This is a genomic window from Pseudomonas sp. THAF187a, assembly GCF_009363395.1.
GTDB lineage: Bacteria > Pseudomonadota > Gammaproteobacteria > Pseudomonadales > Pseudomonadaceae > Aquipseudomonas > Aquipseudomonas khazarica.
This window is the reverse complement of the sequence record NZ_CP045349.1, coordinates 160,443-186,481: the sequence shown is the minus strand read 5'-3', so window position 1 is coordinate 186,481 and position 26,039 is coordinate 160,443. Positions and strand designations below refer to the sequence as shown.

At 65.8% G+C, this 26,039-nt stretch carries 22 protein-coding genes; 5 read left to right on the top strand and 17 right to left on the bottom strand.

Features of this window, described 5'->3' with window-relative positions; genetic code table 11:
• Positions 1-109: 109 nt before the first annotated feature.
• The 7 genes from phoU to FIV02_RS00830 form a co-directional block, all read right to left on the bottom strand.
• Positions 110-838: a phosphate signaling complex protein PhoU gene (gene phoU, locus FIV02_RS00860; RefSeq protein WP_037053894.1), complete on the bottom strand. Its 729-nt coding sequence runs from the start codon at positions 836-838 to the stop codon at positions 110-112.
• 98 nt (positions 839-936) lie between these two features.
• Complete coding sequence (gene pstB / locus FIV02_RS00855) at positions 937-1,770, bottom strand: phosphate ABC transporter ATP-binding protein PstB (protein ID WP_037053897.1); 834 nt, start codon at positions 1,768-1,770, stop codon at positions 937-939.
• A gap of 102 nt (positions 1,771-1,872) precedes the next feature.
• Positions 1,873-3,489 carry a phosphate ABC transporter permease PstA gene (gene pstA / locus FIV02_RS00850; protein WP_167494374.1) on the bottom strand — a complete coding sequence of 539 codons (1,617 nt, stop codon included), beginning with the start codon at positions 3,487-3,489 and terminating at the stop codon, positions 1,873-1,875.
• A 223-nt stretch (positions 3,490-3,712) separates the two neighbouring features.
• Entirely contained in the window at positions 3,713-5,998 is a 2,286-nt protein-coding gene (locus tag FIV02_RS00845) for an ABC transporter permease subunit (protein ID WP_047589622.1), read from the bottom strand.
• 185 nt (positions 5,999-6,183) lie between these two features.
• Positions 6,184-7,152, bottom strand: a complete 969-nt coding sequence (locus FIV02_RS00840) for a PstS family phosphate ABC transporter substrate-binding protein (RefSeq protein ID WP_047589624.1) — start codon at positions 7,150-7,152, stop codon at positions 6,184-6,186.
• 241 nt (positions 7,153-7,393) lie between these two features.
• Positions 7,394-7,828: a PA2169 family four-helix-bundle protein gene (locus tag FIV02_RS00835; RefSeq protein ID WP_152487541.1), complete on the bottom strand. Its 435-nt coding sequence runs from the start codon at positions 7,826-7,828 to the stop codon at positions 7,394-7,396.
• 67 nt (positions 7,829-7,895) lie between these two features.
• On the bottom strand, positions 7,896-8,726 hold the full coding sequence (locus tag FIV02_RS00830) for a BON domain-containing protein (protein WP_152487540.1): 831 nt from the start codon (positions 8,724-8,726) through the stop codon (positions 7,896-7,898).
• A gap of 211 nt (positions 8,727-8,937) precedes the next feature.
• Between FIV02_RS00830 and algB the strand changes: the two genes are divergently transcribed.
• Together algB and FIV02_RS00820 are read left to right on the top strand one after the other, a co-directional pair.
• Positions 8,938-10,290 (top strand): sigma-54-dependent response regulator transcription factor AlgB, encoded by a 1,353-nt coding sequence (algB, locus tag FIV02_RS00825; RefSeq protein ID WP_152487539.1) that lies wholly within the window; start codon positions 8,938-8,940, stop codon positions 10,288-10,290.
• Between the two features lie 13 nt (positions 10,291-10,303).
• Complete coding sequence (locus FIV02_RS00820) at positions 10,304-12,100, top strand: ATP-binding protein (RefSeq protein ID WP_152487538.1); 1,797 nt, start codon at positions 10,304-10,306, stop codon at positions 12,098-12,100.
• Positions 12,101-12,234: 134 nt separating this feature from the next.
• Here the strand turns inward: FIV02_RS00820 and FIV02_RS00815 are convergent, their stop codons facing one another.
• The 6 genes from FIV02_RS00815 to FIV02_RS00790 all read right to left on the bottom strand — a co-directional run bounded on the left by FIV02_RS00815 (position 12,235) and on the right by FIV02_RS00790 (position 19,014).
• Positions 12,235-12,420 (bottom strand): PA3371 family protein, encoded by a 186-nt coding sequence (locus tag FIV02_RS00815; RefSeq protein ID WP_047589633.1) that lies wholly within the window; start codon positions 12,418-12,420, stop codon positions 12,235-12,237.
• Between the two features lie 17 nt (positions 12,421-12,437).
• Positions 12,438-12,737 (bottom strand): hypothetical protein, encoded by a 300-nt coding sequence (locus FIV02_RS00810; protein WP_047589635.1) that lies wholly within the window; start codon positions 12,735-12,737, stop codon positions 12,438-12,440.
• Between the two features lie 175 nt (positions 12,738-12,912).
• Entirely contained in the window at positions 12,913-14,100 is a 1,188-nt protein-coding gene (locus FIV02_RS00805) for a hybrid sensor histidine kinase/response regulator (RefSeq protein ID WP_152487537.1), read from the bottom strand.
• Entirely contained in the window at positions 14,094-14,705 is a 612-nt protein-coding gene (locus tag FIV02_RS00800) for a chemotaxis protein CheB (protein WP_152487536.1), read from the bottom strand. The genes FIV02_RS00805 and FIV02_RS00800 overlap by 7 nt, the downstream gene beginning before the upstream one ends.
• A complete protein-coding gene (locus FIV02_RS00795; RefSeq protein ID WP_037053926.1) occupies positions 14,702-15,511 on the bottom strand; it encodes a protein-glutamate O-methyltransferase CheR in 810 nt (269 codons plus the stop codon). The genes FIV02_RS00800 and FIV02_RS00795 overlap by 4 nt, the downstream gene beginning before the upstream one ends.
• Complete coding sequence (locus tag FIV02_RS00790) at positions 15,511-19,014, bottom strand: response regulator (protein WP_152487535.1); 3,504 nt, start codon at positions 19,012-19,014, stop codon at positions 15,511-15,513. The genes FIV02_RS00795 and FIV02_RS00790 overlap by 1 nt, the downstream gene beginning before the upstream one ends.
• 129 nt (positions 19,015-19,143) lie before the next feature.
• On the opposite strand from FIV02_RS00790, the gene FIV02_RS00785 reads away from it, so the two are divergent.
• Complete coding sequence (locus FIV02_RS00785) at positions 19,144-19,539, top strand: response regulator (protein ID WP_152487534.1); 396 nt, start codon at positions 19,144-19,146, stop codon at positions 19,537-19,539.
• 117 nt (positions 19,540-19,656) lie between these two features.
• The gene (locus tag FIV02_RS00780) at positions 19,657-20,061 is read left to right on the top strand and encodes a DUF1330 domain-containing protein (protein WP_152487533.1); all 405 of its coding nucleotides are present in this window, start codon (positions 19,657-19,659) and stop codon (positions 20,059-20,061) included.
• Here FIV02_RS00780 and FIV02_RS00775 read toward each other — a convergent pair whose 3' ends face one another.
• Together FIV02_RS00775 and FIV02_RS00770 are read right to left on the bottom strand one after the other, a co-directional pair.
• Complete coding sequence (locus FIV02_RS00775; RefSeq protein ID WP_152487532.1) at positions 20,062-20,853, bottom strand: N-acetylmuramoyl-L-alanine amidase; 792 nt, start codon at positions 20,851-20,853, stop codon at positions 20,062-20,064.
• Positions 20,850-21,440, bottom strand: a complete 591-nt coding sequence (locus FIV02_RS00770; protein WP_037053937.1) for a MarC family protein — start codon at positions 21,438-21,440, stop codon at positions 20,850-20,852. The genes FIV02_RS00775 and FIV02_RS00770 overlap by 4 nt, the downstream gene beginning before the upstream one ends.
• A gap of 228 nt (positions 21,441-21,668) precedes the next feature.
• Between FIV02_RS00770 and FIV02_RS00765 the strand changes: the two genes are divergently transcribed.
• Complete coding sequence (locus tag FIV02_RS00765) at positions 21,669-23,201, top strand: nucleobase:cation symporter-2 family protein (protein WP_152487531.1); 1,533 nt, start codon at positions 21,669-21,671, stop codon at positions 23,199-23,201.
• A 38-nt stretch (positions 23,202-23,239) separates the two neighbouring features.
• Here the strand turns inward: FIV02_RS00765 and FIV02_RS00760 are convergent, their stop codons facing one another.
• Entirely contained in the window at positions 23,240-25,159 is a 1,920-nt protein-coding gene (locus FIV02_RS00760) for a GGDEF domain-containing protein (RefSeq protein ID WP_152487530.1), read from the bottom strand.
• A gap of 5 nt (positions 25,160-25,164) precedes the next feature.
• The gene (locus tag FIV02_RS00755; RefSeq protein ID WP_152487529.1) at positions 25,165-26,037 is read right to left on the bottom strand and encodes an endonuclease/exonuclease/phosphatase family protein; all 873 of its coding nucleotides are present in this window, start codon (positions 26,035-26,037) and stop codon (positions 25,165-25,167) included.
• Between the last annotated feature and the right edge of the window lie 2 nt (positions 26,038-26,039).

Sequence of the window (26,039 nt, the reverse complement as noted above, 5' to 3'; positions counted from 1 at the left end):
AAGCATAGTCATGGCCAGTGGCCTAAGGCCAACGGAAACGTCGGGTAAACGACAAATCGCGCAAACGCAACGGCCCGGGAAGTCCCGGGCCGCTGGCTCGACGCAGGCATCAGTCCGCGGATTTGCCTTCGACTTCCTCGCGCATGCGGGTCAGGCCGATATGCCGCACATCGGTACCACGCACGAGGTAGATCACCAGTTCGGCGATGTTGCGTGCATGATCGCCGATGCGTTCCAGCGAGCGCAGCGCCCAGATCACGCTGAGCACGCGGGTGATCGAACGCGGGTCTTCCATCATGTAGGTGACCAGCTCGCGCAGCGCCGTCTTGTACTCGCGGTCGACGGTCTTGTCGTACTGCGCCACGGACAGGGCCAGGTCGGCGTCGAAACGGGCGAAGGCGTCCAGCGCCTCCTGGACCATCCTGCGCACCTGATCGCCGATGTGGCGAACCTCGACGTAACCACGCGGCGCCTCGCCTTCCTCGCACAGCTGGATGGCACGCTTGGCGATCTTGGTCGACTCGTCGCCGATGCGCTCGAGGTCGATCACCGACTTGGAGATGCTGATGATCAGGCGCAGGTCGGAGGCCGCCGGCTGACGACGGGCGAGGATGCGCACGCATTCCTCGTCGATGTTGCGCTCCATCTGGTTGATCTGGTCATCGATCTCGCGCACCTGCTGAGCCAGGCCGGAGTCGGCCTCGATCAGGGCGGTGACGGCATCGTTGACCTGCTTCTCCACCAGGCCGCCCATGGCCAGCAGGTGGCTGCGCACTTCTTCCAGCTCGGCGTTGAACTGCTGGGAGATGTGCTGGGTAATGTTGTCTTTGTTCATCAAGTTCGCTCCGCGAAAGCTTCAAGCTGCAAGCCGATCGGTGAAGTGTCTGGTTACCGCAAGCTGACTGGCAGCTTGCGGCTTGTAGCGTGCCGCTGTCCTCAACCGTAACGACCGGTGATGTAGTCTTCGGTCTGCTTCTTGGCCGGGTTGGTGAACAGCGTGTCGGTATCACCGAACTCGATCAGCTTGCCCATGTACATGAACGCGGTGTAGTCGGAGACGCGCGCCGCCTGCTGCATGTTGTGGGTGACGATGACGATGGTGTACTTGCTCTTGAGTTCGTAGATCAGCTCTTCGACCTTCAGCGTGGAGATCGGGTCGAGTGCCGAGCAGGGCTCGTCGAGCAGCAGCACTTCCGGCTGTACCGCCACGGTGCGGGCGATCACCAGACGCTGCTGCTGACCGCCGGACAGGCCCAGTGCCGAATCGTGCAGACGATCCTTGACCTCGTCCCACAGTGCCGCGCTCTTCAGCGCCCATTCCACCGCTTCGTCGAGCACGCGCTTGCTGTTGATGCCCTGGATGCGCAGGCCATACACCACGTTCTCGTAGATGCTCTTGGGGAAGGGGTTGGGCTTCTGGAACACCATGCCGACGCGGCGACGCAGCTCGGCGACATCCTCGCCCTTGCGGTAGATGTTGCGGCCGTCGATGTTGATCTCGCCATCGACGCGGCAACCATCGACCAGGTCGTTCATGCGGTTGAAGGTGCGCAGCAGGGTCGACTTGCCACAGCCGCTCGGGCCGATGAAGGCGGTCACGCGCTGCTTGGGGATGTCCATCCTGACGTCGAACAGCGCCTGCTTCTGACCGTAGAACAGGTTCAGGCCCGGCACTTCGATGGCCGTGGTCTCGTCGGCCAGGCTCAGGCTCTGCTTGTCGCGGCCGAGGGCGGCCAGGTCGATACCGTGGGTATGGGCTTCGTGTTGCATATGGGCTCACTCCGTTCGCAGCTGCAAGCTGCACGCTACAAGCTGCAAGCCGGTCGCCGCGCTTCTCGTTGAAGCTTGCGGCTCGGGGCTTGCGGCTCGAATTTAATGATCCAGCGCCTTGTACTTCTCGCGCAGGTGGTTACGGATATAGACCGCGGTCAGGTTGAGCAGGGCGATGACGATCACCAGCAGCAACGCGGTTGCATAGACCAGCGGGCGGGCCGCTTCTACGTTGGGGCTCTGGAAGCCGACGTCGTAGATGTGGAAGCCCAGGTGCATGATCTTCTGATCCAGGTGCAGATAAGGGTAGTTGGCGTTGAGCGGCAGGCTCGGTGCCAGCTTGACCACGCCCACCAGCATCAGCGGTGCCACCTCGCCGGCGGCACGGGCCACGGCGAGAATCAGGCCGGTCATCATCGCCGGGCTGGCCATCGGAATCACTACTTTCCACAGGGTCTCGGCCTTGGTCGCACCGAGCGCCAGCGACCCTTCGCGCACCGCACGCGGAATACGCGCCAGGCCTTCCTCGGTGGCGACGATGACCACCGGCAGGGTGAGAATCGCCAGGGTCAGCGAGGCCCACATCAGGCCCGGCGTACCGAAGGTCGGCGCCGGCGCCGCCTCGGGGAAGAACAGCTGGTCGATGGAACCACCCAGCACGTAGACGAAGAAGCCCAGGCCGAACACGCCGTAGACGATCGAGGGCACGCCAGCCAGGTTGTTCACGGCGATGCGGATCACCCGGGTCAGCGGGCCCTGGTGGGCATACTCACGCAGGTAGACCGCCGCGATCACACCGAACGGGGTGACGATCACCGCCATCAGCATGACCATCAGCACGGTGCCGAAGATCGCCGGGAAGATGCCGCCCTCGGTGTTGGCCTCACGCGGCTCGTCGCTGATGAACTCCCACACCTTCATGGCGTAGAAGCCGAGCTTGTCGACGCTGCTCATGGCATTCGGGCGGAAGGCGCGGACGATCTTGCCCAGGGCGATCTCGGTCTGGCGGCCGTCGCTGGCGGTCAGGGTCACGCTGTCGCGGTTGATCTGCTGGGTCAGCGCCACCATGCGCTCTTCGAGCACCTTGTACTCGGCATTCAGGGCATCGCGGCGAGCGTCCATGTCGGCCTGGGCGGCAGCGTCCAGCTTGTCCTGCAGCTGCAGCTTGCGCCCTTCCAGGCGAATGCGCTCCAGGCCATGGTTGATGCGGCCGATGTCGCTCTTCTCCAGGCGCACCAGCTGGGCGTGCAGCTCGTCGACCCGCTCCAGGCGCTGCTGCAGCTCGGCCCAGGCGGCATCGCCCTCGGCGACCAGCTGACCACTTTCCTTGACGTTGACCAGGTTGCCGTAGAAGTTGCCCCACTCGCGGCGCTCCAGCACGGTGATGTCCGCCGGCTTGCGCAGGTTGCTCAGCCATTCGCCGACGACCCAGGTGAAGTCCGCGCCGAACAGCTCGCGGTTACCCACCTTGAGCAGCTCACGGGTCATGAACTCGCCGCCCTCTTCGGCGACCGGCAGGCCGGCCGCGGCGAGACGGGCACGCGGGACTTCCTCGGCCTGCACCACTTCGCCGAGCATGACCCGGGATTCCTGGCCAGGCACCTGATAGTCGGCCTCGATGATATCCGCCGGCCAGAAGTGCCCCAGGCCGCGCGTGGCGATCACCGCCAGCAGGCCGAGGGTCATGATGATGGCGATGGCGACCGCGCCGCCGCTCATCCACACGCCGGGGGCGCCGCTCTTGTACCAGGATTTCAGGTTGTTCTGTTTCACGGCATCACACCTTGAATGAAATCATTCTTTACCGCCCCTCTCCCGCTGGCGGGACAGGGGCCGGGGGAGCGGGTCGCGGCGTTGTTCGCACGGCCCCCTCCCGCCCTTCGGGCACCCTCTCCCATCAATGGGCGAGGGTCATCAGTTGGCCTGCTGCGCAGGCCATTCTTTACAGCGACGAATACTTGGTACGCAGACGCTGACGAATCAGTTCGGCCAGGGTGTTCATCACGAAGGTGAACATCAGCAGCACCAGTGCGGCCAGGAACAGCACGCGGTAATGGGTGCCGCCAACCTCCGACTCGGGCATCTCGACCGCGACGTTGGCCGCCAGGGTGCGCATGCCCTCGAAGATGTTCACGTCCATGATCGGCGTGTTGCCGGTGGCCATCAGCACGATCATGGTTTCCCCCACGGCGCGGCCCATGCCGATCATCAGCGCCGAGAAGATACCGGGGCTGGCGGTAAGGATGACCACGCGAGTCAGGGTCTGCCAGGGCGTCGCACCCAGCGCCAGCGAACCGAAGGTCAGGCTCTTGGGCACGCTGAACACGGCGTCTTCGGCGATCGAGTAGATGTTCGGGATCACCGCGAAGCCCATCGCCAGGCCGACCACCAGGGCGTTGCGCTGGTCGAAGGGAATGCCCAGGTCATTGGACAGCCACAGGCGCATGTTGCCGCCAAACAGCCAGTTTTCCAGGTGACCGCTGATCGCGATGGAGAACCAGCCCACGGCGATCACCACGGGGATCAGCAGCGCGGCTTCCCAGCCATCGGGAACGCGGTGACGCACCGCCTCCGGCAGCTTGCTCCAGATGAAGCCGAACAGCAGGATGCCCAGCGGCGTCAGCAACAGCAGGCTGAATATGCCGGGCAAGTGATTCTCCAGGAACGGTGCGAGGAACAGGCCGGCGAAAAAGCCGAGGATCACCGTCGGCAGCGCCTCCATCAGCTCGATCACCGGCTTGACCTTGGTGCGCATGCGCGGCGCCATGAAATAGGCGGTGTAGATCGCCGCGGCGACCGCCAGCGGTGCCGCCAGCAGCATGGCGTAGAAGGCTGCCTTGAGCGTGCCGAAGGCCAGCGGCGAGAGGCTCAGCTTGGCTTCGAAGTCGGTGTTGGCGGAAGTCGACTGCCAGACGTAGTCAGGCTCCGGGTAGCTCTCGTACCAGACCTTGCCCCACAGCGAGCTCCAGGAAATCTCCGGGTGCGGGTTGTCGACCACGAAACGCTGCAGCTTGCCGTCGGACTCGACCAGCACGCGGGTGGCGCGCGGCGACAGGGCAGCAGCGGCCTTGCCGTCGGCGACCTGTTCCTTGAGCAGGGTACGGTGCGCGGTGCTGTGGAAGATACCGAGCAGGCCGCTCTCGTCGAGCGCCATGAAGCCCTTGCGGCGCTCTTCGGGAAGAATCTGGGTGACCGCGCTGCTGCCCAGCTGGAAGCTGCGGATCGACTGGAAGGTGGATTTGCCGTCCTTGTCACGCACCATGAACCACTGCTGGATGCCGCCCTTGGCGTCGCCGATCATGATGGAGATGCCGCCCAGCAGGCTGGTGGCGCTGGTGACACGGTTGGAGGCGTCCTTGAGCAGCTGGTAGCGGCCATTCAGGCTGCGCTTGCGCAGGTCGAAGACATCGGCGTTGGAGTCGCCATTGAGGACGTACAGCCACAGCTGACGAGGATCGAGGATCAGCTGGCTGATCGGCTCACCGATCTGCGGCAGGGCGATGCGCTCTTCGCTGACGCTCACTTCGCCAGTGAACAGGTTTTCCTCGCGACCGAGGCTGATCAGGTGCAGCTCGCTACCGGTAGAGCCTGCCAGCATCAGCGTGCCGCTGTTGAGGTTCAGCGCCACGTGCTCGAGCGGGCGGCCCTGCGGATCGACCTCGATCGGCGTCTCGCCGTACGGATAGTCGATGCGCGGCGCGATGGTGCGCACGTTGTCCGGGTAGGTGATCTTGTAGTTGTGCTGGATGACCAGCGCCTGGCCATTGCTCAGGCCCAGCGCCACGCGGCGGCTGCCCGGCTGGTCCTGCGCGACCGAGGCGACGCTGACGCCTTCCGGCAGCGGCAGCTGCACGCGCTGCAGCGCTTCGCCGTTCTTCAGCTCGAAGAACTGCACCGCACCGCTGGCGTCCAGGCGCATGGCCACCTGGTTCTGCTCCTCGACGGCCAGCATCAGCGGCGCCGGTGCGTCGGCCAGCCAGGCCGGCTGCTGAACCTTGCGCGCATCCAGTTCGGCGCCCTGGAACATGGGCAGTACCACGTGCGCCAGGTAGAAGAAGATCAGGGTGATCGCACCCAGCACCGCCAGGCCGCCGACGGAGACGTACCAGCGCGCCATGCGGTCCTTGAGGGCACGCAGGCGACGCTTGCGTTGCAGGGCGGGGGTATTGAAGTCGATCCCCAGCGGATTCTGAGAGCGATTCACGGATTCGTTTGCCAAGTCATTCATGCGAGAAGTCTCTGCGCGGGCTCAAGTGCAGCGCATAGGGCTGTCCAGGCTTGTCAATCTAGCGAGCTTGTATGACAGAAAGGTTACAGTCACCTGACATGACGAAGCCCACCACTCGAATCGAGTGGCGGGCTCTTCCGACCATCAGCCGAAGCTCAGCGGGTCGGCGGCGTCAGGCACTGAAATTACAGGCCCAGTTCCTTCATGGTCTTCTCGACCACTTTGGACGGCAGCGGGATGTAACCATCCTTGACCACCACTTCCTGACCCTGCTTGGACAGCACCAGCTTGACGAACTCGGCGTCCAGCGGGCTCAGCGGCTGGTTCGGCGCCTTGTTCAGGTAGACGTAGAAGAAACGGGCCAGCGGGTACTTGCCGGACAGCGCGTTGGTTTCGTTGGCTTCTTCTACCTGGCCGTTCTTGTCGACCAGCGGAACAGCGCGAACGCTGGAGGTCTTGTAGCCGATGCCCGAGTAACCGATGGCGTTCAGGGTGCTGGAGATCGACTGCACCACGGAAGCCGAACCCGGCTGCTCGTTGACGTTGGAGCGGAAGTCACCTTTGCACAGGGCTTCTTCCTTGAAGTAACCGTAGGTGCCGGATACCGAGTTACGACCGAACAGCTGGATCGGCTTGCTCGCCCACTCGCCGGTCAGACCGACGTCACCCCAGGTTTTCAGGTCCTTGTCTTCGCCGCACAGACGGGTGCTGGAGAAGATCGCGTCGACCTGATGCATGGTCAGGGCCTTGATCGGGTTGTCCTTGTGCACGAATACCGCCAGGGCATCGATGGCGACCGGAACGGCGGTCGGCTTGTAGCCGTACTTCTCTTCGAAGGCCTGCAGCTCGCTGTCCTTCATCGGACGGCTCATCGGGCCCATGTTGGCGGTGCCTTCGGTCAGCGCGGGCGGCGCGGTGGAGGAACCGGCGGCCTGGATCTGGATGTTGACGTTGGGGTAGTTCTTCTTGAACTCTTCTGCCCACAGGGTCATCAGGTTGGCCAGCGAGTCGGAACCGACGCTGGACAGGTTGCCCGATACACCGGAAGTCTTCTCATAGGTCGGCAGAGCCGGGTCGACGGCGGCTACAGCAGATACGGCGCTTACGCCGGCGGCGGCGAAAGTCAGGGCCGCCATCAAACGCTTCAGTTTCATGCCTTGCTCCTAGCAGGATAGTGTTGGATGGAACGGGCCCAAGTATCTGCAGGCCACGTGAACACTCTATGAAACGAATGTGACAGTTAAATGAACGCTGATGACTTTTCATTGCAACGATGCACAGGGGCCTGCGGCGAGGACGCAACCTGCGAATGAGCAGCGCTCGCCCGCTGCCGGACAACCAATGAAAAAACCCCCGCACGCAAGGCGTGCGGGGGCTCGGCGCTGACGCAGGGCGTTACTGCATGTTCTGCTTCAGCGCACGCATGCGGTCATGGCAGGCACGCACCTTGGGCATCTCCACGGCCAGCAGCGCACGGACGTCGTTGTCCGAGTCCTCCAGGGCGTCCTCGAAGGCGTGCAGGATGCGGTCCTCGGCCTCTTCCAGCTGGGCGACGTAGGTGGCCTCCTCGTCCTTGGCCAGGGTGGCGCGGGTATCGGCGTACACCTGGCGCAGCTTGCCCAGCACGGTGCCGCCGGCTGCCGGCTCGCTCTGGTTGGCCGCGACCTTGACGCTCAGCGCGTCGATCACTTCGGTCTTGGCGCGGACCATGTCACGGAACAGCGCCTGCAGGCGGATGTCCTTGACCTCGTCGTGGGCGTGCTCGTAGAAGCGCTTGCCGTCACGGGTGATCTCGATCAGTTCGTTGAGTTGTGCGGTCTTGCTGCTCATGGAATGACTCCTTGGCGATGGGACTTGCGGATGGCTGACCGCGCCTGCGGTCAGGATGAAAAAAGCTTCAGCCGGTGATGCGCAGGGCGTCGGCATCCACGCCACGCACACCACGGATGTTGCGGGCGATCTCGACTGCCAGGCGCTTCTCGGCGCTGCTCAGCACGCTGCCACGCAGGCTCACCAGGCCGTCGTCGGTGTTCACCGAGATGTTCAGCGCATCCAGGTTGCGGCTATAGAGGAAGCTGGCCTTGACCTTGCTGGTGATCCAGCTGTCGCTGATGTCCTCGCGCGCCTCATCCACTGCGGTCTGCACTTCACTGCTGGTGCTGTCGGCGGTGCTGATGCTGAGGTGGTTGAACACCTCGCGCACACCGTCGGTGTTGGCGGCCAGCTGGCCGGCCAGCTCCTTGGCCGCCGGTGTCTGCGCACGGCCGCTGAGGGTGATGGCGCCGGTCTCGCTCTTGACCTGGATGTCCAGGCCACGGGTGTTGCTGTTCCACAGCAACTTGGACTTCACGGTGGCGGCCAGGCTGGCGTCTTCCAGACGCTGCACCAGACCCGGCGGGTTGCCGCTGGCGGCCTCGCCCGCGACCTCGATGCGATTGTCCACCGCGTCGATGCCCTCTATGCTCAGGGCCACCTGCTCGGCCAGATCCTTCTGCACAGCGTTCTCGACCTTGCCGGTCAGCGTGGCCTCACCAGCCTCCACCTCGATGTCGAGCCTGAACGGATTGAGATGACGGTTGAGCGCGAAGGCGGTCCAGATGGAGCCTTCCTGGCGTGCGGCGGCCAGTTGCGCGGCCAGCTGACCGTCTGCTGCCTGACTGGCCAACGGCGTCAGGCTCAGCATCAGTGCAGCGCTCGTGGCCAGCAGCAAGGGTTTGAACGGGGGCATGGATTCACTCCTGCTCATGAAAGGATGAGAGGAATATCGCAAGCCCCGTGCCAGCCGATACAATCAATTAAATTCGTTATAAAACAACAAGTTAAAAACAATAAAGGCACCCTGCCTGCATGCAGGGTGCAGCATCGGCGCGGTCAGGCCGTGCAACTTGCACGGTTTTTACCTGACTAAGCTGCATCGACTCGTCAGACGGAGCACATACATGGCAGTTTCAGAGCAGACCAGCGGACGCATCCTGCTGGTGGACGACGAAGCCGCAATCCTGCGCACCTTCCGCTACTGCCTGGAGGACGAGGGGTATGACGTCGCCGGCGCCAGCAGCACGGCTCAGGCCGAAGCACTGCTGCAGCGCCAGGTGTTCGACCTGTGCTTCCTCGACCTGCGCCTGGGCGAGGACAATGGCCTGGAGCTGCTGGCGCAGATGCGTATCCAGGCGCCCTGGATGCGCGTGGTGATCGTCACCGCGCACTCGGCCGTGGACACCGCCGTCGATGCCATCCAGGCCGGCGCCGCCGATTATCTGGTCAAGCCCTGCACCCCGGACCAACTGCGCCTGGCTGCAGCCAAGCAGCTGGAGGTGCGTACCCTGGCCGCACGCCTGGAGGCCCTGGAGGGCGAGGTGCGCAAGGCCAAGGACGGCCTCGATTCGCACAGCCCGGCGATGATGGCGATCCTGGAGACCGCGCGCCAGGTCGCGGGTACCGACGCCAACATTCTCATCCTGGGTGAGTCCGGCACCGGCAAGGGCGAACTGGCCCGCGCCATTCATGGCTGGAGCCGCCGCGCCAAGCGCACCTGCGTGACCATCAACTGCCCGTCGCTGACCGCCGAGCTGATGGAGAGCGAACTGTTCGGCCACGCGCGCGGCTCCTTCACCGGCGCCAGCGAGAGCACCCAGGGCCGCGTCAGCCAGGCCGATGGCGGTACCCTGTTCCTCGACGAGATCGGCGATTTCCCGCTGACCCTGCAGCCCAAGCTGCTGCGCTTCATCCAGGACAAGGAATACGAGCGCGTGGGCGATCCGGTGACCCGCCGCGCCGACGTGCGCATCGTCGCCGCCACCAACCTCGATCTCGACGAGATGGTCCGCGAAGGGCGCTTCCGCGAGGACCTCCTCTACCGCCTCAACGTCATCACCCTCAAGCTGCCCGCATTGCGCGAGCGCCACGAAGATGTGATGTCGCTGGCCGAGCGCTTCCTCGCCCGCTTCGTCAGCGACTATGGCCGGCCAGCCTGCGCCTTCAGCGACGAGGCGGCAGCGGCGCTGCAGGCCTACCACTGGCCGGGCAACATCCGTGAACTGCGCAACGTCGTCGAGCGGGCCAGCATCATCTGCCAGCAGGAAACCGTGGAAGTCGCCCACCTCGGCCTCGGTGGCGGTACGGAGGCGCCGACCAGCACCGTGCGCGTCGGCGCGCCAATGAGCCTGGAGGAGCTGGAGAAGGCCCACATCGCCGCCGTGCTGGCCAGCAGCAACACACTGGATACGGCGGCCAAGACCCTGGGCATCGATACCTCGACCCTCTACCGCAAACGCAAGCAATACAACCTCTGACCCTGGGATCACCATGCAGCTGCCGATGAAGCTTCGCACCCGGCTGTTCCTCAGCATCTCCGCGCTGATCACCGTCGCCCTGCTCGGCCTGCTCCTGGGACTGTTCAGCGTTACGCAGATGACCAGCAGCCAGAGCGAGCTGATCCAGCGGGGCTTCAGCGCCGTGGAGATCGGCCAGAAGCTGCGCCAGCACCTGGGCGAGGAACTGCTGATTCTGATCGGCGACACGCCCAAGCCGGAACAGCTCGCCAGCAGCCGTGAGGGCTTCGTGGCCACCCTGGACCGAGGCCTCGCCGCCAACCTGGGCAAGCGCTACAGCCGTGGCCTCGAACAGGCGGCCGTGCTGCACCAGCAGATGGTGCAGGCCGCCAGTGCCGGCACACCCGCCGGCCAGTCGCCCCATGGCCTGGCCACCTACGACCCCTTCAGCGAAGCCTTCCAGCGCCTGCGCCAGCACCTGCTGGAGCTGCAGAACCAGGTGATCGAGCGGGTCAGCGAGGCCGAGCAGCAGGCCGCCGAACGCTCACAGCTGATCGCCGCCCTGCTCGCCCTGATCGGCGTGGCGGTACTGATCATCGGCGTGCTCACCGCCCATGGCATCGCCCGCCGCTTCGGCGCGCCCATCGACCTGCTGGCCCGAGCGGCCGACCAGATCGGGCGCGGCCAGTACGACGTGGTCCTGCCCGTGTCGCCGGTGGCCGAACTGGCGCTGCTGAGCCGCCGTTTCGGCCTGATGATCGAAGCCCTGCGCGAGTATCACTCGAGCAACCTCAAGCAGCTGCTCAGCAGCGAGGGGCGTCTGAAGGCGGTTCTCGACAGCATCGACGACGGCCTGGTGATTCTCGACGCACGCGGCCGTATCGAACACGCCAATCCGGTCGCGTTGCGCCAGCTGTCCTGGCACGCCGACCTGCTGGGGCAGAGCATCGGCCCGCTGCTACCCGGTCACGCCGTGGAAGAGGCGTTGCACCAGGTACTCGCCGGCGAACTGCTCAGCGAGCCGCCCGCCGACCTGCAGATCGAGCGCGACGGCGAGACGCGCCTGCTGGCCTGGGCGCTGACCCCCGTGCAAGTCAGCGAGGGCGGCAGTGTCGGGGCGGTGATGGTGCTGCGTGACGTCACCAAGCAGCGCGCCTTCGAGCGCGTGCGCAGCGAGTTCATCCTGCGCGCCTCCCACGAGCTGCGTACGCCCATCACCGGCATGCACATGGCCTTCAGCCTGCTGCGCGAACGCTTGCAGCTGCCCGCGGGAGGCCGCGAGCAGGACCTGATGCGCACCGTCGACGAAGAGATGCACCGCCTGGTGCAGCTGATCGACGACCTGCTCAACTTCTCGCGCTACCAGAACGGCGTGCAGACCCTGCAGCGCACGCCGCAGGACCTCGCCGGCCTGATCCAGGACGCCCTGCAGCGCTGCGCGGACGAAGCGCAGGAGCGCGAGGTGAGCCTGGCTTGCGAGATCCACGACACACTGCCGCATGTCAGCGTCGACGCCGAGCAGTTGTCACGCCTGCTCGACAACCTGCTGAGCAATGCCCTGCGCTACAGCAATCCCGGCGGCACCGTGCAGCTGCAGGCACGGCGCAACGGCGAGCAGGTGATCGTCAGCGTGCGGGACGCCGGCGAAGGCATTCCCTTCGGCCAGCAGGGCCGTATCTTCGAGCCGTTCGTCCAGGTCGGCAGGCGCAAGGGCGGCGTCGGCCTGGGCTTGGCACTGGCGCGGGAAATCGTCCAGCTGCACGGCGGCCAGCTCAACGTCGACTCGAGTCCCGGCGAAGGGGCGCTGTTCTACTTCAGCCTGCCGGTGTGACGAAAACGCCGCACTGCGTGCGTAACAGCTTTGGCTCCCCTCTCCCATTCATGGGAGAGGGATTGGGGAGAGGGCTGAAATGCCGCAAGACTGCGTGCGGCGTCTTCGCTGGCGTCAGGTGATGAACGAACGGGTCAGCGCAGCACCGGGTCGAACTTGATACGACGCCCGAGCATCAACGCCACCAGGAAGGCCAGGGCGAACAGCGCGCAGGCGCCCTTGAGCAGCAGCGTGAGGCTGCCCTCCAGGCCGGGGCTCAGCCACAGCGCGGCCAGGCTGAACAGCGTCATGATCAACAGCAGGAAAGCACTTCTGGACATGGCGGGACTCCTGTCGCTCAGAATACCCAGCGCGCGGTGCTGGCAGGGCGCGGTTCACGGTTGGCGGTGGCGGTCTTGCCTTCGCTGGCGGTGCGCAGCCACTGGCCATCGTCCTCGGTGCTGCGGGCAGCGGGCTGACGCAGGCTGCCAGACGCCTCCGAGCGTACGGCGGAACCGGAGGTCCAGGCCTGCGCACTGGGCACGGTCAGTTCGGCGGTACGCGCCATGGCCCCTGCCGAGCCGGCGAAATCCGTGGCGTAAGCCCCGTTGACCAGCAATGCAGTGATGCAGAACAGGCTCATTCGGACGATGTACATGACGCTTCTCCATTAGCAGATCAGTCGAGGACTTACATGACTGAATCTGCAGCGCTCATGCCAACACCAGAAGAATAAAAATATCCTTATAAATCAATAAGTTAATTCAATCTCAAAGCGCCATTCCCATGCACTTTGCAAGATGCACGAAGTACGACACGTGCAAAATGCACGATCAGCCGCGACGCGGCAGCACGACGCTGAAACAGGAGCCCTCGCCAAGGCGACTGCTCAGCTCGATACGCCCGCCGTGCGCCTGGACGATCTGCTCGCTGATGAACAGGCCAAGCCCCAGGCCCTGCGCGACACCGCTGTCACTGACCCGCTCGAACTGTTCGAACACGCGACGCTGATCCGCTTCAGAGATGCCCATGCCCTGATCGCGGACCTCGGCGCGCACGGCATCAGCCTCGGCGCTCACCCGCACGGATACCGGCTCGCCACCGCCGTAGCGCAGCGCATTGGTCAGCAGGTTGGCCAGCACCTGCTCGATGCGGAACTCGTCCATCAGCACCGGGGCCGGGCCGTCCACCCTCAGGTCGACCTGGCAACCGGTGGCGCTGAACTGCGCGGCCAGGCTTTCCACCACATTTGCGGCCAGCACGCCGAGATCGCCCGGCTGCGGACGCACCGAAAGCTTGCCGGTGCGAATGCGCGAGACATCCAGCATGTCGTCGATCAGGCGGGTCAGGCTGCGAATCTGCCGCTCGTCACGCGTGACCATCTCCTGCAGTTTTTCCGGCGTGAACGTATCCTCCCGGCCCTGCTCCAGGCGCAACCGGCGCAGTTGCACGTCGAGGATCAGGCCGTTGAGCGGTGTGCGCAGCTCATGGGAGGCGATGGACATGAACACGTCACGCATCTGCACCGCCTTCTGCAGCTCGGCCTGGGTCTCGCGCAGCTCGGTAAGCAGGGACTCCTGCTCGCGACGCGCCGCCTCGACCACTTCCAGCTGCATGCTCAGCGCCTTGCGGTGGCGGTACAGCTCGACGAACATCGCCACCTTGCTGCGCACCTCGAAGGGCGACAGCGGCTTGTGCAGGAAGTCCACCGCACCGCTCTCGTAGCCACGGAAGGCGTAATCCATGTCCCGGCCAACGGCGCTGACGAAGATGATCGGGATGTGCTTGGTCTTCTCCGTGCCGCGCATCAGCTCGGCCAGTTCGAAACCGTTCATGCCCGGCATCTTCACGTCGAGGATGGCCAGGGCGAACTCGTGCTCGAGCAGCAGCGACAGCGCATCGTCGGCACTGTTGGCTTCGAACACCATGCGGTCCTCGCTCTGGATCAGCGAACGCAAGGCCAGCAGGTTCTCCGGCAGGTCGTCGACGATCAGCACCTTGGCTTCAATCTTCCTCAGCATGGCGGGGCATCCAGTTCGGCCAGCAGCAGGCGCATGGCGGCGATGGTCAGAAGGAAATCCGGTTGCAGCAGCGCGAGCGCCGCGTTCGGCATGGTGGGCACCTGGGCGTCGGCGGGGTCCTGTACCAGGGCCAGACCACCGGCTCGCTGGACGGCCAGCAGGCCGAGCGCGCCGTCTTCGTTGGCGCCGGTGAGCAGCGCAGCGGCCAGGTATTCGCCGTAGGCATCGGCGGCAGACTCGAAGAGGATGTCGATCGACGGCCGGGAAAAATGCCGCGGCTCCTCGCGACTCAGGGAAAAGCTGCGATCACCCTCGATGGACAGGTGATACCCGGCAGGCGCCACGTAGACCCTGCCGCCACGCAGGTATTCCTTGTCCTCGGCCTCCTTGACCGGCAGGTGCAGGCGCCGCGCGAGCAGGTCGGCGAGCAGGCTGTCGTTGCGGTCCGGCACATGCAGCAGGCACACCACCGGCAGCCGGTAATCGGCCGGCAGGTCCTCGAGCAACTGCAACAGCGCCTCCACGCCGCCGGCCGAGGCACCGATGAGCAAGGCCTGCAGCGGCGCACGCAGCTGCCCGCGCAGGTTGATCCGTTGGCCGCTCATCGCTTGCGGAAGATCCGTTCGGGGCGCGAGACCGCCTCGAACTGCTGGGCGTAGGCGGAGAAGTCCAGGCTTTCCTTGCTGCCCAGGCCGAGGAAACCACGGTGGCACAGCGACTCGTGGAACAGGCCGAGAGCGCGGTCCTGCAGGTCGCGGTTGAAGTAGATCAGCACGTTGCGGCACGACACCAGGTGGGTCTCGGCGAACACGCTGTCGGTGGCCAGGCTGTGGTCGGCGAAGGTCACGTTGCTGCGCAGAAACTTGTCGAACAGCACCCGGTCATAGGCCGCCGAGTAGTAATCGGAGAAGGCCCGCTTGCCACCGGACAGCTGGTAGTTCTGGGTGTAGGTGCGCAGGTTGTCGAGCGCGAAGATGCCCTGTTCGGCCTTCTCCAGCGAATGCGGGTTGATGTCCGTGGCGTAGATCATGGTGCGCTCCAGCAGCTCTTCCTCGTGCAACAGGATGGCCAGGGAATACACCTCCTCTCCGGTACTGCAGCCGGCCACCCAGATCTTCAGCGACGGGTAGGTGTGCAACAGCGGCACCACCTGTTCGCGCAGGGCGAGGAAATACCCGGGGTCACGGAACATCTCGCTGACCGGGATGGTGAGGTACTGCAGCAACTGCATGAACGCCTGCGGCTCGTGCAGGATGCGCTCCTGCAGCGCGGAGATGGTCGGACACTCCAGCTGGGCCTGGGCCTGACGCACGCGGCGCTTCAGCGAGGCCTTGGAGTAGTCGCGAAAGTCGTAGCTGTAACGCAGGTAGATCGCCTCGATCAGCAGGCGCAGCTCGATCTCGTCGGGCATCAGAGACGCTCCAGCTTGGGCATCCACACGCGGATCAGGGAGAACAGGCGGTCCAGGTCGATGGGCTTGGCCAGGTAGTCGTTGGCACCCGCCTCACGGCAGCGCTCCTGATCATCCTTCATCGCCTTGGCCGTCACCGCGATGATCGGCAGGTTGTTCCAGCGCGCCTGCTGGCGGATCTGCCGGGTGGCCTCGTAGCCGTCCATCTCCGGCATCATCACGTCCATCAGCACCAGGTCGACGTCGTCGTGTTCACGCAGCTTGGCCAGCGCCTCGATGCCGTTGCGCGCGACCACCACCGTTGCGCCCTTCTGCTCCAGGGCGCTGGACAGGGCGAAGATGTTGCGCACGTCATCGTCGACCAGCAGCAGTCGCCGCCCCTCGAACAGCTTGTCGCGGCTGCGTGCGGTCTTGAGCATCTTCTGGTGCTCGCTGGACAGCTCGGCCTCGACCTTGTGCAGGAACAGGGTGACCTCATCGAGCAGGCGCTCCGGCGAGCGCGCGCCCTTGATGATGATCGAGCGCGAGTACTTGAGCAGCTCGGCTTCCTCGTCGCGGGTCAGGTTGCGCCCGGTGTAGACGATCACCGGCGGGAAGGAGCAGATGTCTTCCTCGGCCATGCGCCGCAGCAGTTCGTTGCCCTGCATGTCGGGCAGCTTGAGGTCGATGATCATGCAGTCGAAGACCGTGTCGCGCAGCTTGTCCAGAGCCTCGCCGGCCAGCGCCACGGCGGTGATCTCGATGTCTTCGTCGCCGATCAGGCGGGCGACGCTGTCGCGCTGCAGGGGATCGTCTTCCACCAGCAGCACGCGCTTGACCTGCTGGTTGAGCTTGGCTTCGAGCTTGCCGAACACGTCCTTGAGCTGATCGCGACTGGTCGGCTTGAGTGCATAGCCGACGGCCCCCAGGTGCAGGGCCGCTTCGCTGTGGTCATCCACCGACACCACGTGCACGGGGATGTGGCGGGTCTGCGCATCGTCCTTCAGGCGTTGCAGCACGCCCAGGCCGGAGCCGTCGGGCAGGCGCATGTCGAGCAGGATGGCATCGGGGCGGAACTGCTGGGCCAGCTCCAGACCCTCGTCGGCGCAGGTCGCCACCAGGCAGGCGTAGCCCAGCTCATGTGCCAGGTCGAAGAGAATGCGCGCGAAGCGCACCTCGTCCTCCACCACCAGCACGCGGCGGCCACCGCGCTCGCCGAGTTGCTCGCGGTCATCCGCGAACGGCGCCGGCGGGCGTGGCGCAACCACGCCGGCGGGTGCCGCAGACTGCGCAACAGGCGCCAGCGCCACGGGCGTGGGCGCCGGCGCGAGCATGTTCGCCGGCAGCGGACCGGCGCATTCCAGCAACTGTTCGGGCAGTACCAGGGTGAAGGTGCTGCCCTCGCCTGGCACGCTGGCGACCGCGATGCTGCCGCCGAGCAGGCCCGCCAGATCGCGCGAAATGGACAGCCCCAGGCCGGTGCCGCCATAGCGCCGGTTGGTGGTGCCGTCGGCCTGGCGGAAGGCATCGAAGATCACCTCCTGCTGGTCCGCGGCAATGCCGATGCCGGTGTCACGCACGGCGAAGGCCAGTGTCTGGCCGTCCTGCCGCGCCACGCTCAGCGTGACACCGCCACGCTCGGTGAACTTGAAGGCGTTGGACAGCAGGTTGCGCAGGATCTGCTCGGCGCGCTGACGGTCGGTGAACAGCACGTCCGGCAGGTCGCCCTGCAGGAGGATCTCGAAGCCGAGGCCGCGTTCACGGGCCAGCGGCCCGAACACGTCGCGCAGGCCCTCGAGCATGCCCGCCAGCTGCGTGCGCTCGGGACGGACCTCGAGCTTGCCGGCCTCGACCTTGGCGATGTCGAGAATGTCATTGATCAGGTTGAGCAGGTCGTTGCCGGCGGAGTAGATCGACTCGGCGAACTTGACCTGCTCCTCGTTGAGGTTGCCCGCCGGGTTCTCCGCCAGCAGCTTGGCCAGGATCAGCGAGCTGTTCAACGGCGTGCGCAGCTCATGGCTCATGTTGGCGAGGAACTCGGACTTGTAGCGGCTGGCCCGCTGCAGCTCCTCGGCACGCTCCTCCAGCTGCGCCTGGATACGGCCCAGGGTGGTGTTGCGCTGGTCCAGCTCGTCGCGCTGGTCGGCGAGCACCTGGGTCTGCTCGGCAAGCTTCTCGTTGGTCTGCTCCAGCTCGGCCTGCTGGGTCTCCAGGTGCGCCTGGGACTCCTTGAGCACGCGGGCCTGCTGCTCGAGTTCTTCGTTGGCGGCGCGCAGCTCTTCCTGCTGGGTCTGCAGCTCCTCGTTGAGCTGCTGGGTCTGACCCAGGACTTCCTGCAGGCGCTGGCGATAGCGCGCCGCCTCCAGCGCGGTGCCGACGTTGCTGGCAATGGCCCCGAGGAACTCGCGCTCACGCGCATCCAGCTGGCGCATGAACGCCAGCTCGACCACACCGTTGATGCGGTCCTCGGACTGCAGCGGCACCAGGGCGACGCTCACGGGCAGGCCCTCGCCGAGACTGGAGGCGACCTTGATGTAATCACCCGGCAGACTGTCCAGGTAGACCGGACGACGCCCCTGGGCGGCCCGCCCGACCAGCCCCTCGCCCCGGTAGAACTGTTCCTTCAAGCTGGCGTCCTCACTGAAGCCGTAACCGGCCACGCGCTGCAGGTCGCCGCTCTGGGCATCGCGCAGATAGAGTGCCGCGACCACGCAGTCGAGGTACTCGGCGAGGAACTCCAGCGAGCGGTCGGCCAGTTCCTGCACCCGCGGCTGGCCGAGCAGGCGCTCCGCCAGTTGGGTCTGGCCGGCACCCAGCCAGGCCTGATCGCCCTGCTTCACCGCAAAGTCCGCCTGCCTGGCCATGGCCTGTGCATAGGTGCTCGAGAGGTTCATCAGTTCGCGGCGGCCGAACAGCGCGAGCAGCGCGCTGAACAGGATGCTGATCACCAGGTAGGTGCCGGCGCCCCACAGGGTGCCCGTGCTGACCTCGGCGTTGCGCTGCTGGCGCAGCTCACGCTCGCTGCTGATGAAGGTGTCCAGCTCGCGGCGCATGCCATCCATGAGGTTCTTGCCGCGCCCACTGCCGACGTCGCCGAGGAAGTCGCCCCCGTCGCGACGGCTGGCGATCACCTCCTCGGCATAGGTGTCCCATTGCTCCTGCAAGGCACGCAGACGCTCGATGCGCTGTATCTGCGGCGGATTGTCGACGACGATCTCGGCGAGCTGTTCGGTCAGCGGGCCGAACTTGCCGCGTGCGAGTTCGTAGGGCGCCAGGTAGTTCTCGTCGGCACTGAGCAGGAAACCGCGCATCCCGGTCTCCATGTCCAGCGTCAACTTGTACACCTCGCTGGCCCGGTTGAGCACCTGGTCGGAATGCTCGACCCAGCGCATCACGTTGAGCAGGTAGCCAATCAGCACGGCGAAGAACAGTGCGCCTACCAGCCCCAGGCCGAGGGGCAGCCCGACATTGCGATTGAGGATTCGGCGAAAACCAGCCTCGTCCATGGCGGACTCATTCGACATTGGGACGTCCATTCGATGATTGTCTCGCTGCTTCTTATAGTGGGAGGTGGCCTGTGGCAAACTGACCATGCGCAGACCCGGAAGTTTGCCAAACATTTGCGTCTTCTGCGCGCCCAAACAGAGAGCCCCATGACCGCGACCGATTCCGCTGCCGAGAAGACCATTCTGCTGGTCGAGGACGATGACGTCGTTCGCCACCTGACCGTGGAGGTTCTCGAAGAGTTCGGCTATCGCGTCCACGCCCTGCGCGACGCCCCCAGCGCACTGGAACTGCTGCGCGGCGACCAGGCCGTCGACCTGCTGATGAGCGACATCGGCCTGCCCGGCATGGACGGCCGCGAACTGGTGCAGAACGCCCGCCAGGTGCGGCCGACCCTGCCAGTGTTGTTCGCCAGCGGCTATGACGAGCGCGAACTGCTGGAGGAAGTGCGCAGCCGCGACGCCGGGGCCGCCACGGCCAGCATCGTCAAACCCTACGACTTCGCGCTGCTGGCCAGCCGCCTGAGCGAGCTGCTCGAGGCCTGAGGCCGCGACGACGGCAGGCGCCGCCATGCATCGCCGGTCATCATCCTCATCGATAGCGCTTGCCTGCCGGCACGACTCACCCCCAGGCTGACTCGATCAGCCACCGAGGAAGTCGCCATGCCCAGCCTCAACCCCAGCCGCGAACAGATGCGCGCATTCGCCGAAGCGATGCCGGCCGATACGCCGATCGTGATGCTCAACCTGCTGCGTTTCAGCCCCCAGGCCAACTACCCCTCGGGCTGCGACGAGACACCCTGCAGCGGGCGCGAGGCCTACGCGCGCTACAGCCGTACGGCGCTGGCCAAGGTGCGCGGCGTCGGTGGCGAAGTGCAGTGGCTGGGCACGGCCCATGTCGCCGTCATCGCGCCAAACGACGAGCACTGGGACCAGGTCCTGCTGGTGCGCTATCCATCCTCCAGCGCCTTTCTCGCCATGCTCGCCGACCCCGAGTACCAGGCCGCGACGGTGCATCGCAGTGCCGCGCTGGCCGACTCGCGCCTGATCGGCACGACACCGGCCTGATCACTCCCGGCGGGCGGCGTTCTGCTGGTTCAGCACCAACAAGCGCGCGGCGGTCTCGGCATCGGGCTGGCCATCGTAGTTGGCCGGGCGGTACTTCATCTGGAAGGCGGCGATGACATTGCGCGTCGCCTCGTCCAGCTCACCCTGCCGAGGCACGCTGTAGCCGTTGCGCGCCAGCTGCTCCTGGAACCACTCCACGCTGGGCAGGCTGAGGGCGAACAGTGCCTGCTGACGCGCCACCGCAGCCTCGTCCGGCCAGGGCACCAGCCCCTCGTCGGCCAGGCGCTTCCAGGGGAACAGCGGGCCCGGATCGACCTTGCGCTGAGGCGCCACGTCGCTGTGCGCGATGATCGAGCCCAGCGGCAACTGGTGACGCTTGACGATATCCTTGAGCAGCACGATCAGCTTGTCGATCTGCTGCGCCGAGAAGGGCTGCCAGTAGCGCCCGGCAGCGGTCTGGTAATAACCCTGATTGACCAGCTCAATGCCGATCGTCGTGCTGTTCAGCCAGGTGCGCCCCTGCCATTCGCTGACCCCCGCATGCCAGGCGCGGCGGTCCTCGTCCACCAGGCGGTAGACGGTCGCCGGGGCATCGCCGATCAGGTAGTGGCTGCTGACCTCGGTGTGCGTCAGCAGGTCGAGCGAGCGCTGCAGATCGGCGGAGGTGTAGTGCAGCACCACATACTGCACGCGACTGTTCTGGCCAGTGGCCGTGTGACTGTCATCGATACGCAGGCCGCCCGTGCAGCCCGCGAGCAGAACAACGATTAAAGCGAGGCAGAAAGACTTCATGCGTGACCGAATACGCTCTGCAGGTTGTCCAGCAGCATGTCGACGCTGAGCATGATCAGCAGCATGCCCATCAGCCGTTCCACCGCCATCAACCCGCGATTACCAAGAAAACGCTGCAGGAACGAAGCCTGCAGGAGAATGAACGCCGTCGCCGCCCAGGCCAGGATCAAGGCCAGATACAGCTCCCAGATCGGCCCGACATGGGTGTTGCGCAGGGTCATCAGCACCGCCAGGGCCGAGGGCCCGGCCACGGCCGGCGTCGCCAGCGGCACCAGCATCGGCTCGCCATCCGGTACATCGCCGAGCAGCCCCTGCGGGCTGGGGAAGATCAGGCGCATGGCGATGACGAACAGGATGATACCGCCGGCGATGGCGGTTGCCTCACGCGACAGGCCGAGTCCGGTGAGGAATTTGTCACCAAAGGTGAGGAACAACAGCAACAGTCCGAGGGCGAACAGCAGCTCGCGCGCGGCCACCCACAGACGCCGACGTGGCTCGACGTTCTTCAGCGCAGCGATGTAGATGGCGATGTTGCCGAAGGGGTCGGTAACCAGAAAGATCAGCACGGCGATGCTGAAGATGTCCATAGGCGCCTCCAGTGGCTAGTGCGCATAGTCTAGGGGTTGCGCCAGGCGGGTGCGAGCGGACGTAACGGTCCGCCTGCGGGCGCCAGGCCGGAGTGAAGCAACTTCGTGACCGGATCGAGGGGAGGCGTCCTGACAAAGACCACTCGTAGAAATGTATACAAATAGTTAGATTTTTAACCCATAAAATGTATACATTGACCCAACAAGAACAACAGCGAGTAGTTTCCCATGACCTCCCCCGCCCAGCGCCCCGAGGACGAGAACCTCGGTCTTGGCTCCAACCTGCTCTACGGCCTGCAACACGTACTGACCATGTACGGCGGCATCGTCGCCGTGCCCCTGATCGTCGGCCAGGCAGCCGGCCTGACGCCGGCCGACATCGGCCTGCTGATCGCTGCCTCGCTCTTCGTCGGTGGCGCCGCCACGCTCCTGCAGACGCTCGGCCTGCCGTTCTTCGGCTGCCAGCTGCCGCTGGTGCAGGGCGTGTCGTTCGCCAGCGTCGCCACCATCGTCGCCATAGTCGGTGCCAACGGCGGCGAAGGGGGCTTGCCGGTGGTGTTCGGGGCCGTGATCGGCGCCGCGCTGATCGGCCTGCTGATCACGCCGGTCTTCTCCAAGATCACCAGGTTCTTCCCGCCGCTGGTGACGGGCATCGTCATCACCACCATCGGCCTGACCCTGATGCCGGTCGCGGCCCGCTGGGCCATGGGCGGCAACAGCCAGGCCGCAGACTTCGGCAGCATGGCCAACATCGGCCTGGCCGCCTTCACCCTGGCCACCGTACTGCTGCTGAGCAAGGTCGGCAGCGCCAGCATCTCGCGCCTGTCGATCCTGCTGGCCATGGTGATCGGCACCCTGGCCGCCCTGGCATTCGGCATGGCGGACTTCTCCCGCGTCGGCGCGGGCCCGTTGCTGGCCTTCCCGACGCCGCTGCATTTCGGCGTACCGGTGTTCAAGGTGGCGGCGATCATCTCGATGCTGATCGTGGTGATGGTGATCCTGGTGGAGACCTCGGCAGACATCCTCGCGGTGGGCGACATCATCGACACCCGGGTCGACTCCAAGCGCCTCGGCAACGGGCTGCGTGCAGACATGATCGCCAGCGTCGTCGCGCCGCTGTTCGGCTCCTTCACCCAGAGCGCCTTCGCGCAGAACGTCGGGCTGGTCGCCGTGACAGGCGTGAAGAGCCGCTACGTGGTGGCCACCGGCGGCCTGATCCTGGTCACCCTCGGCCTGCTGCCGGTCATCGGCCGGGTGATCGCCGCCGTGCCCACGTCGGTGCTTGGCGGTGCGGGCCTGGTGCTGTTCGGCACGGTCGCCGCCAGCGGCATCCGCACCCTGGCCAAGGTCGACTATCGCAACAACATGAACCTGGTGATCGTCGCGACCTCGATCGGCTTCGGCATGATTCCCATCGCCATGCCGAGCTTCTACCACCACTTCCCGGCCTGGTTCGAAACCATCTTCCACTCGGGCATCAGCTCGGCTGCGGTCATGGCCATCCTGCTCAACCTGCTGTTCAACCACTTCACCGCCGGCAACTCCGATCAGCAGTCGGTGTTCGTCGCCGGCACCGAGCGCAGCCTGCGCTATCAAGACATCGCCGCCCTGCACGAGGGCGACCACTTCATCGGCGGCAAGCTGTACGACGCGCAGGGCATCGAGGTGCCGTTGCAGGAGGACGCGGCTCACGCGCCTCGGCCACGGGCCGCCGGGGCAACCCCGGCGACAGGCAGGAGCGAGGAGAAGCTACCGTCCTAGCGGGACGCACGCGCGAGGCAGCGCCGCCTGTTCGCTGATCAGGCGGCCTGCTCGACCCGGTTGCGACCAGCACCCTTGGCACGATACAGCGCCTGGTCGGCGCGCTCGAAAGCCGTCTCGGCCGATTCGCCATCGCGGAACTCGGCGATGCCGGCGGAGAGGGTGATGGTCACCGGCTCGCCCTTGAAGTGGAACGGGCAGGCCTCGACCGCGCTGCGCAGGGTTTCGAGCAGCTGCAAGCCACCCTCCAGCGGCGTCGCCGGTACCAGCAGGACGAACTCCTCGCCGCCGAAGCGCGCCATGAAGTCGGTCTTGCGCAGGCGCCTGTTCAACTCACCGGCGATGATCTTCAGCACCCGGTCCCCGGCCAGATGGCCGTAGCCATCGTTGATCCGCTTGAAGTGATCGATGTCCAGTACCGCCATCAGCAGCTGGCCGCCATAGCGCTGGCGGCGGGCGACCTCCAGCTCGAGACGCTCGCTCCAGGCGGCGCGGTTGGGCAAGCCGGTCAGGGGATCGAGCAGGGACTTCTGCCGCTGTTCCTCGATGTGCGCACGGAACTGCTGCGCCTCGCTCTCCATCTCCGCGACACGCTTGACCAGGCCCTGCAAGCGCTCGGCGACATCGTCCTCGGCGCTGTCGCGCTGGCGCTGATGGTTGCTGACGCTCTGCAGCAGACCTTCCAGGCGCTGCTCCAGCGCCTGCTTGAGCGCGTCCAGGTCGACCGCTTCCTGCACGCTGTTCTGCAGGTCGGTGACCTGATCCTGCAACTGCTGGTTGAAGTTGCGCGCGCTCTGCGCCGAAGCGCCGTAGCCCTCGTGCGCCTCGCTCAGGGTCTGGATGAAGGCCGCCAGGCGCTCGTTGAGCTGCTTCAGGTAACCGGCGAACTCGCGCTGGCCGCCGTTGTTGACCGCCAGTAGCAGCACCGCCAGGTCGTCCAGCACCGGTACCAGCTCGTACCAGTTGAGATTGCCCTCCAGGCGCTCGCGCAAGGCTTCGCCCTGCGGCAGGTGGCTGGCCGGCAGGTCCAGCTCGTCGAGCAGGTTGCGCAGGCTGTTGGCGATATGCGGCGCCACGGCACTGTAGCCCGGCTCGCTGCTGGGCAGGGAGAACGGGCCATCACCCTCGTCATCCAGCGGGACCAGGCCAGGCGGTACCGGCAGGCTGTCGAGTACCGCCGGCACCTCGGCGGCCTCCTGGCGCACCGGCGCCGCACCGGCAGCGGCCTCGGCGACAGGTGCAGGTGCAGGTGCAGGTGCAGGTGCAGGTGCAGGTGCAGGTGCAGGTGCAGGTGCAGGTGCAGGAATTGACGCAGGCGCAGGCGCGGCCGGCAAGGGCTCGTCGACAGGCAGCGACGGTGCAGCGGGCTCTGCCGCTGGCGGCACATCGGCGGCGGGTGCGGGCGCCGGTGTCACGGGCGCGTCGCTGGCACTCTCGCTGCGCGAGCCGAACAGGCGCTGCAGCAAACCGGGTTGATCCTGCGCAGGTGCCTGCTGCACGGCCAGCGCCTGCGCCTGCAGATTGCTCAACTGGCTGAGCAGGGCCGGCAGCAGGTACTGATGGCTGGCCGCCTCGTCCAGTTGCTTGCCCAGCGCCTTGAGCGCCTTGCGCACCTCGCGGGGCGGCTCCAGGTCCTGCAACTGCGTGACCAGGCGCGCCAGGGCAGTGGCCGCCTCCGCAGCGCGCTTCTGACGGCGCTGCTCGGATTCCAGCACGGCCTTTTCCAGGCGCGGGATCAGGCCACCCAGTGCCGCGTCCATGTCATCGCGACGCAGGATATCGCGCATCTCCTGCATGCACTGATCGACCGCCTTGTCGGCGCCCTCGGCAGCCAGACTGCTGCGCACCAGACCCCGGCGCAGCAGATCCAGGCGCAACTCCCAGCGGCGCTCGAGCTTTTCGTGGCGCTCCAGGCTACTCAGGTATTTGTCTTTCCAGCGTTGCGCGTCTTCGCTCATACGGCTCACTCGGCAGATGGCGTCTTCAGCATAGGCAGTTGCCCCGTATTCTGGGCCTGCGGCAGGCGGATTTCCACGGCCACGGGCAGGTGATCGGAAATCGGCTGGCTGAGGACATCGACGCGCCCCAGCTCCAGTTCGGAACTGAGCAGGATATGGTCGAGGCAACGCTGCGGGCGCCAGCTGGGGAAGGTCGCCTGCGCCTGCGGCGCGACCAGCCCGAGGTCGCGCAAGGGGGAGTTTTCCAGCAGGTCGACGGCATGGGTGTTCATGTCCCCCATCAGCACCAGGTGGCGGAACTCGCTGACCCGTTCGCGGATGTAGGCCAGTTGCCGGACGCGGGTTCGCGCGCCCAGCGCCAGGTGCATCATGACCACGCCGAGCGCCTGCTCACCCTCGCCCAGGCGCAGGAAGATGGCGCCCCTACCCGGCGGCCCCGGCAGCGGGTGATCCTCCAGCAGCGTCGGCCGCAGACGACTGAGCACCCCGTTGCTGTGCTGGGCGAGGCGGCCGAGATTGCGATTGAGCTGTTGGTACCAGTAGGGGAAGGCGCCCTGCTGGGCCAGGTACTCGACCTGATTGACGTAGCCGGAACGCAGGCTGCCGCCGTCGACTTCCTGCAAGGCCACCAGATCGAAATCGGCGAGCAGATCACCGATGCGCTGCAGGTTGCCGGCGCGCCCCGCGTGAGGCAACAGGTGCTGCCAGCCACGGGTGAGGTAATGGTGGTAACGCTGGGTATTGATGCCGACCTGGACGTTGAAACTGAGCAGGCGCAACAGGCCGTCGGCTGGCCAGTCGCCCTGTGGCGAACACTGCGGGTTGACCTGTGGATCGCACAGGCCAACCGTACGTGTCTGTCGCCAGCGGCGCAGCATGT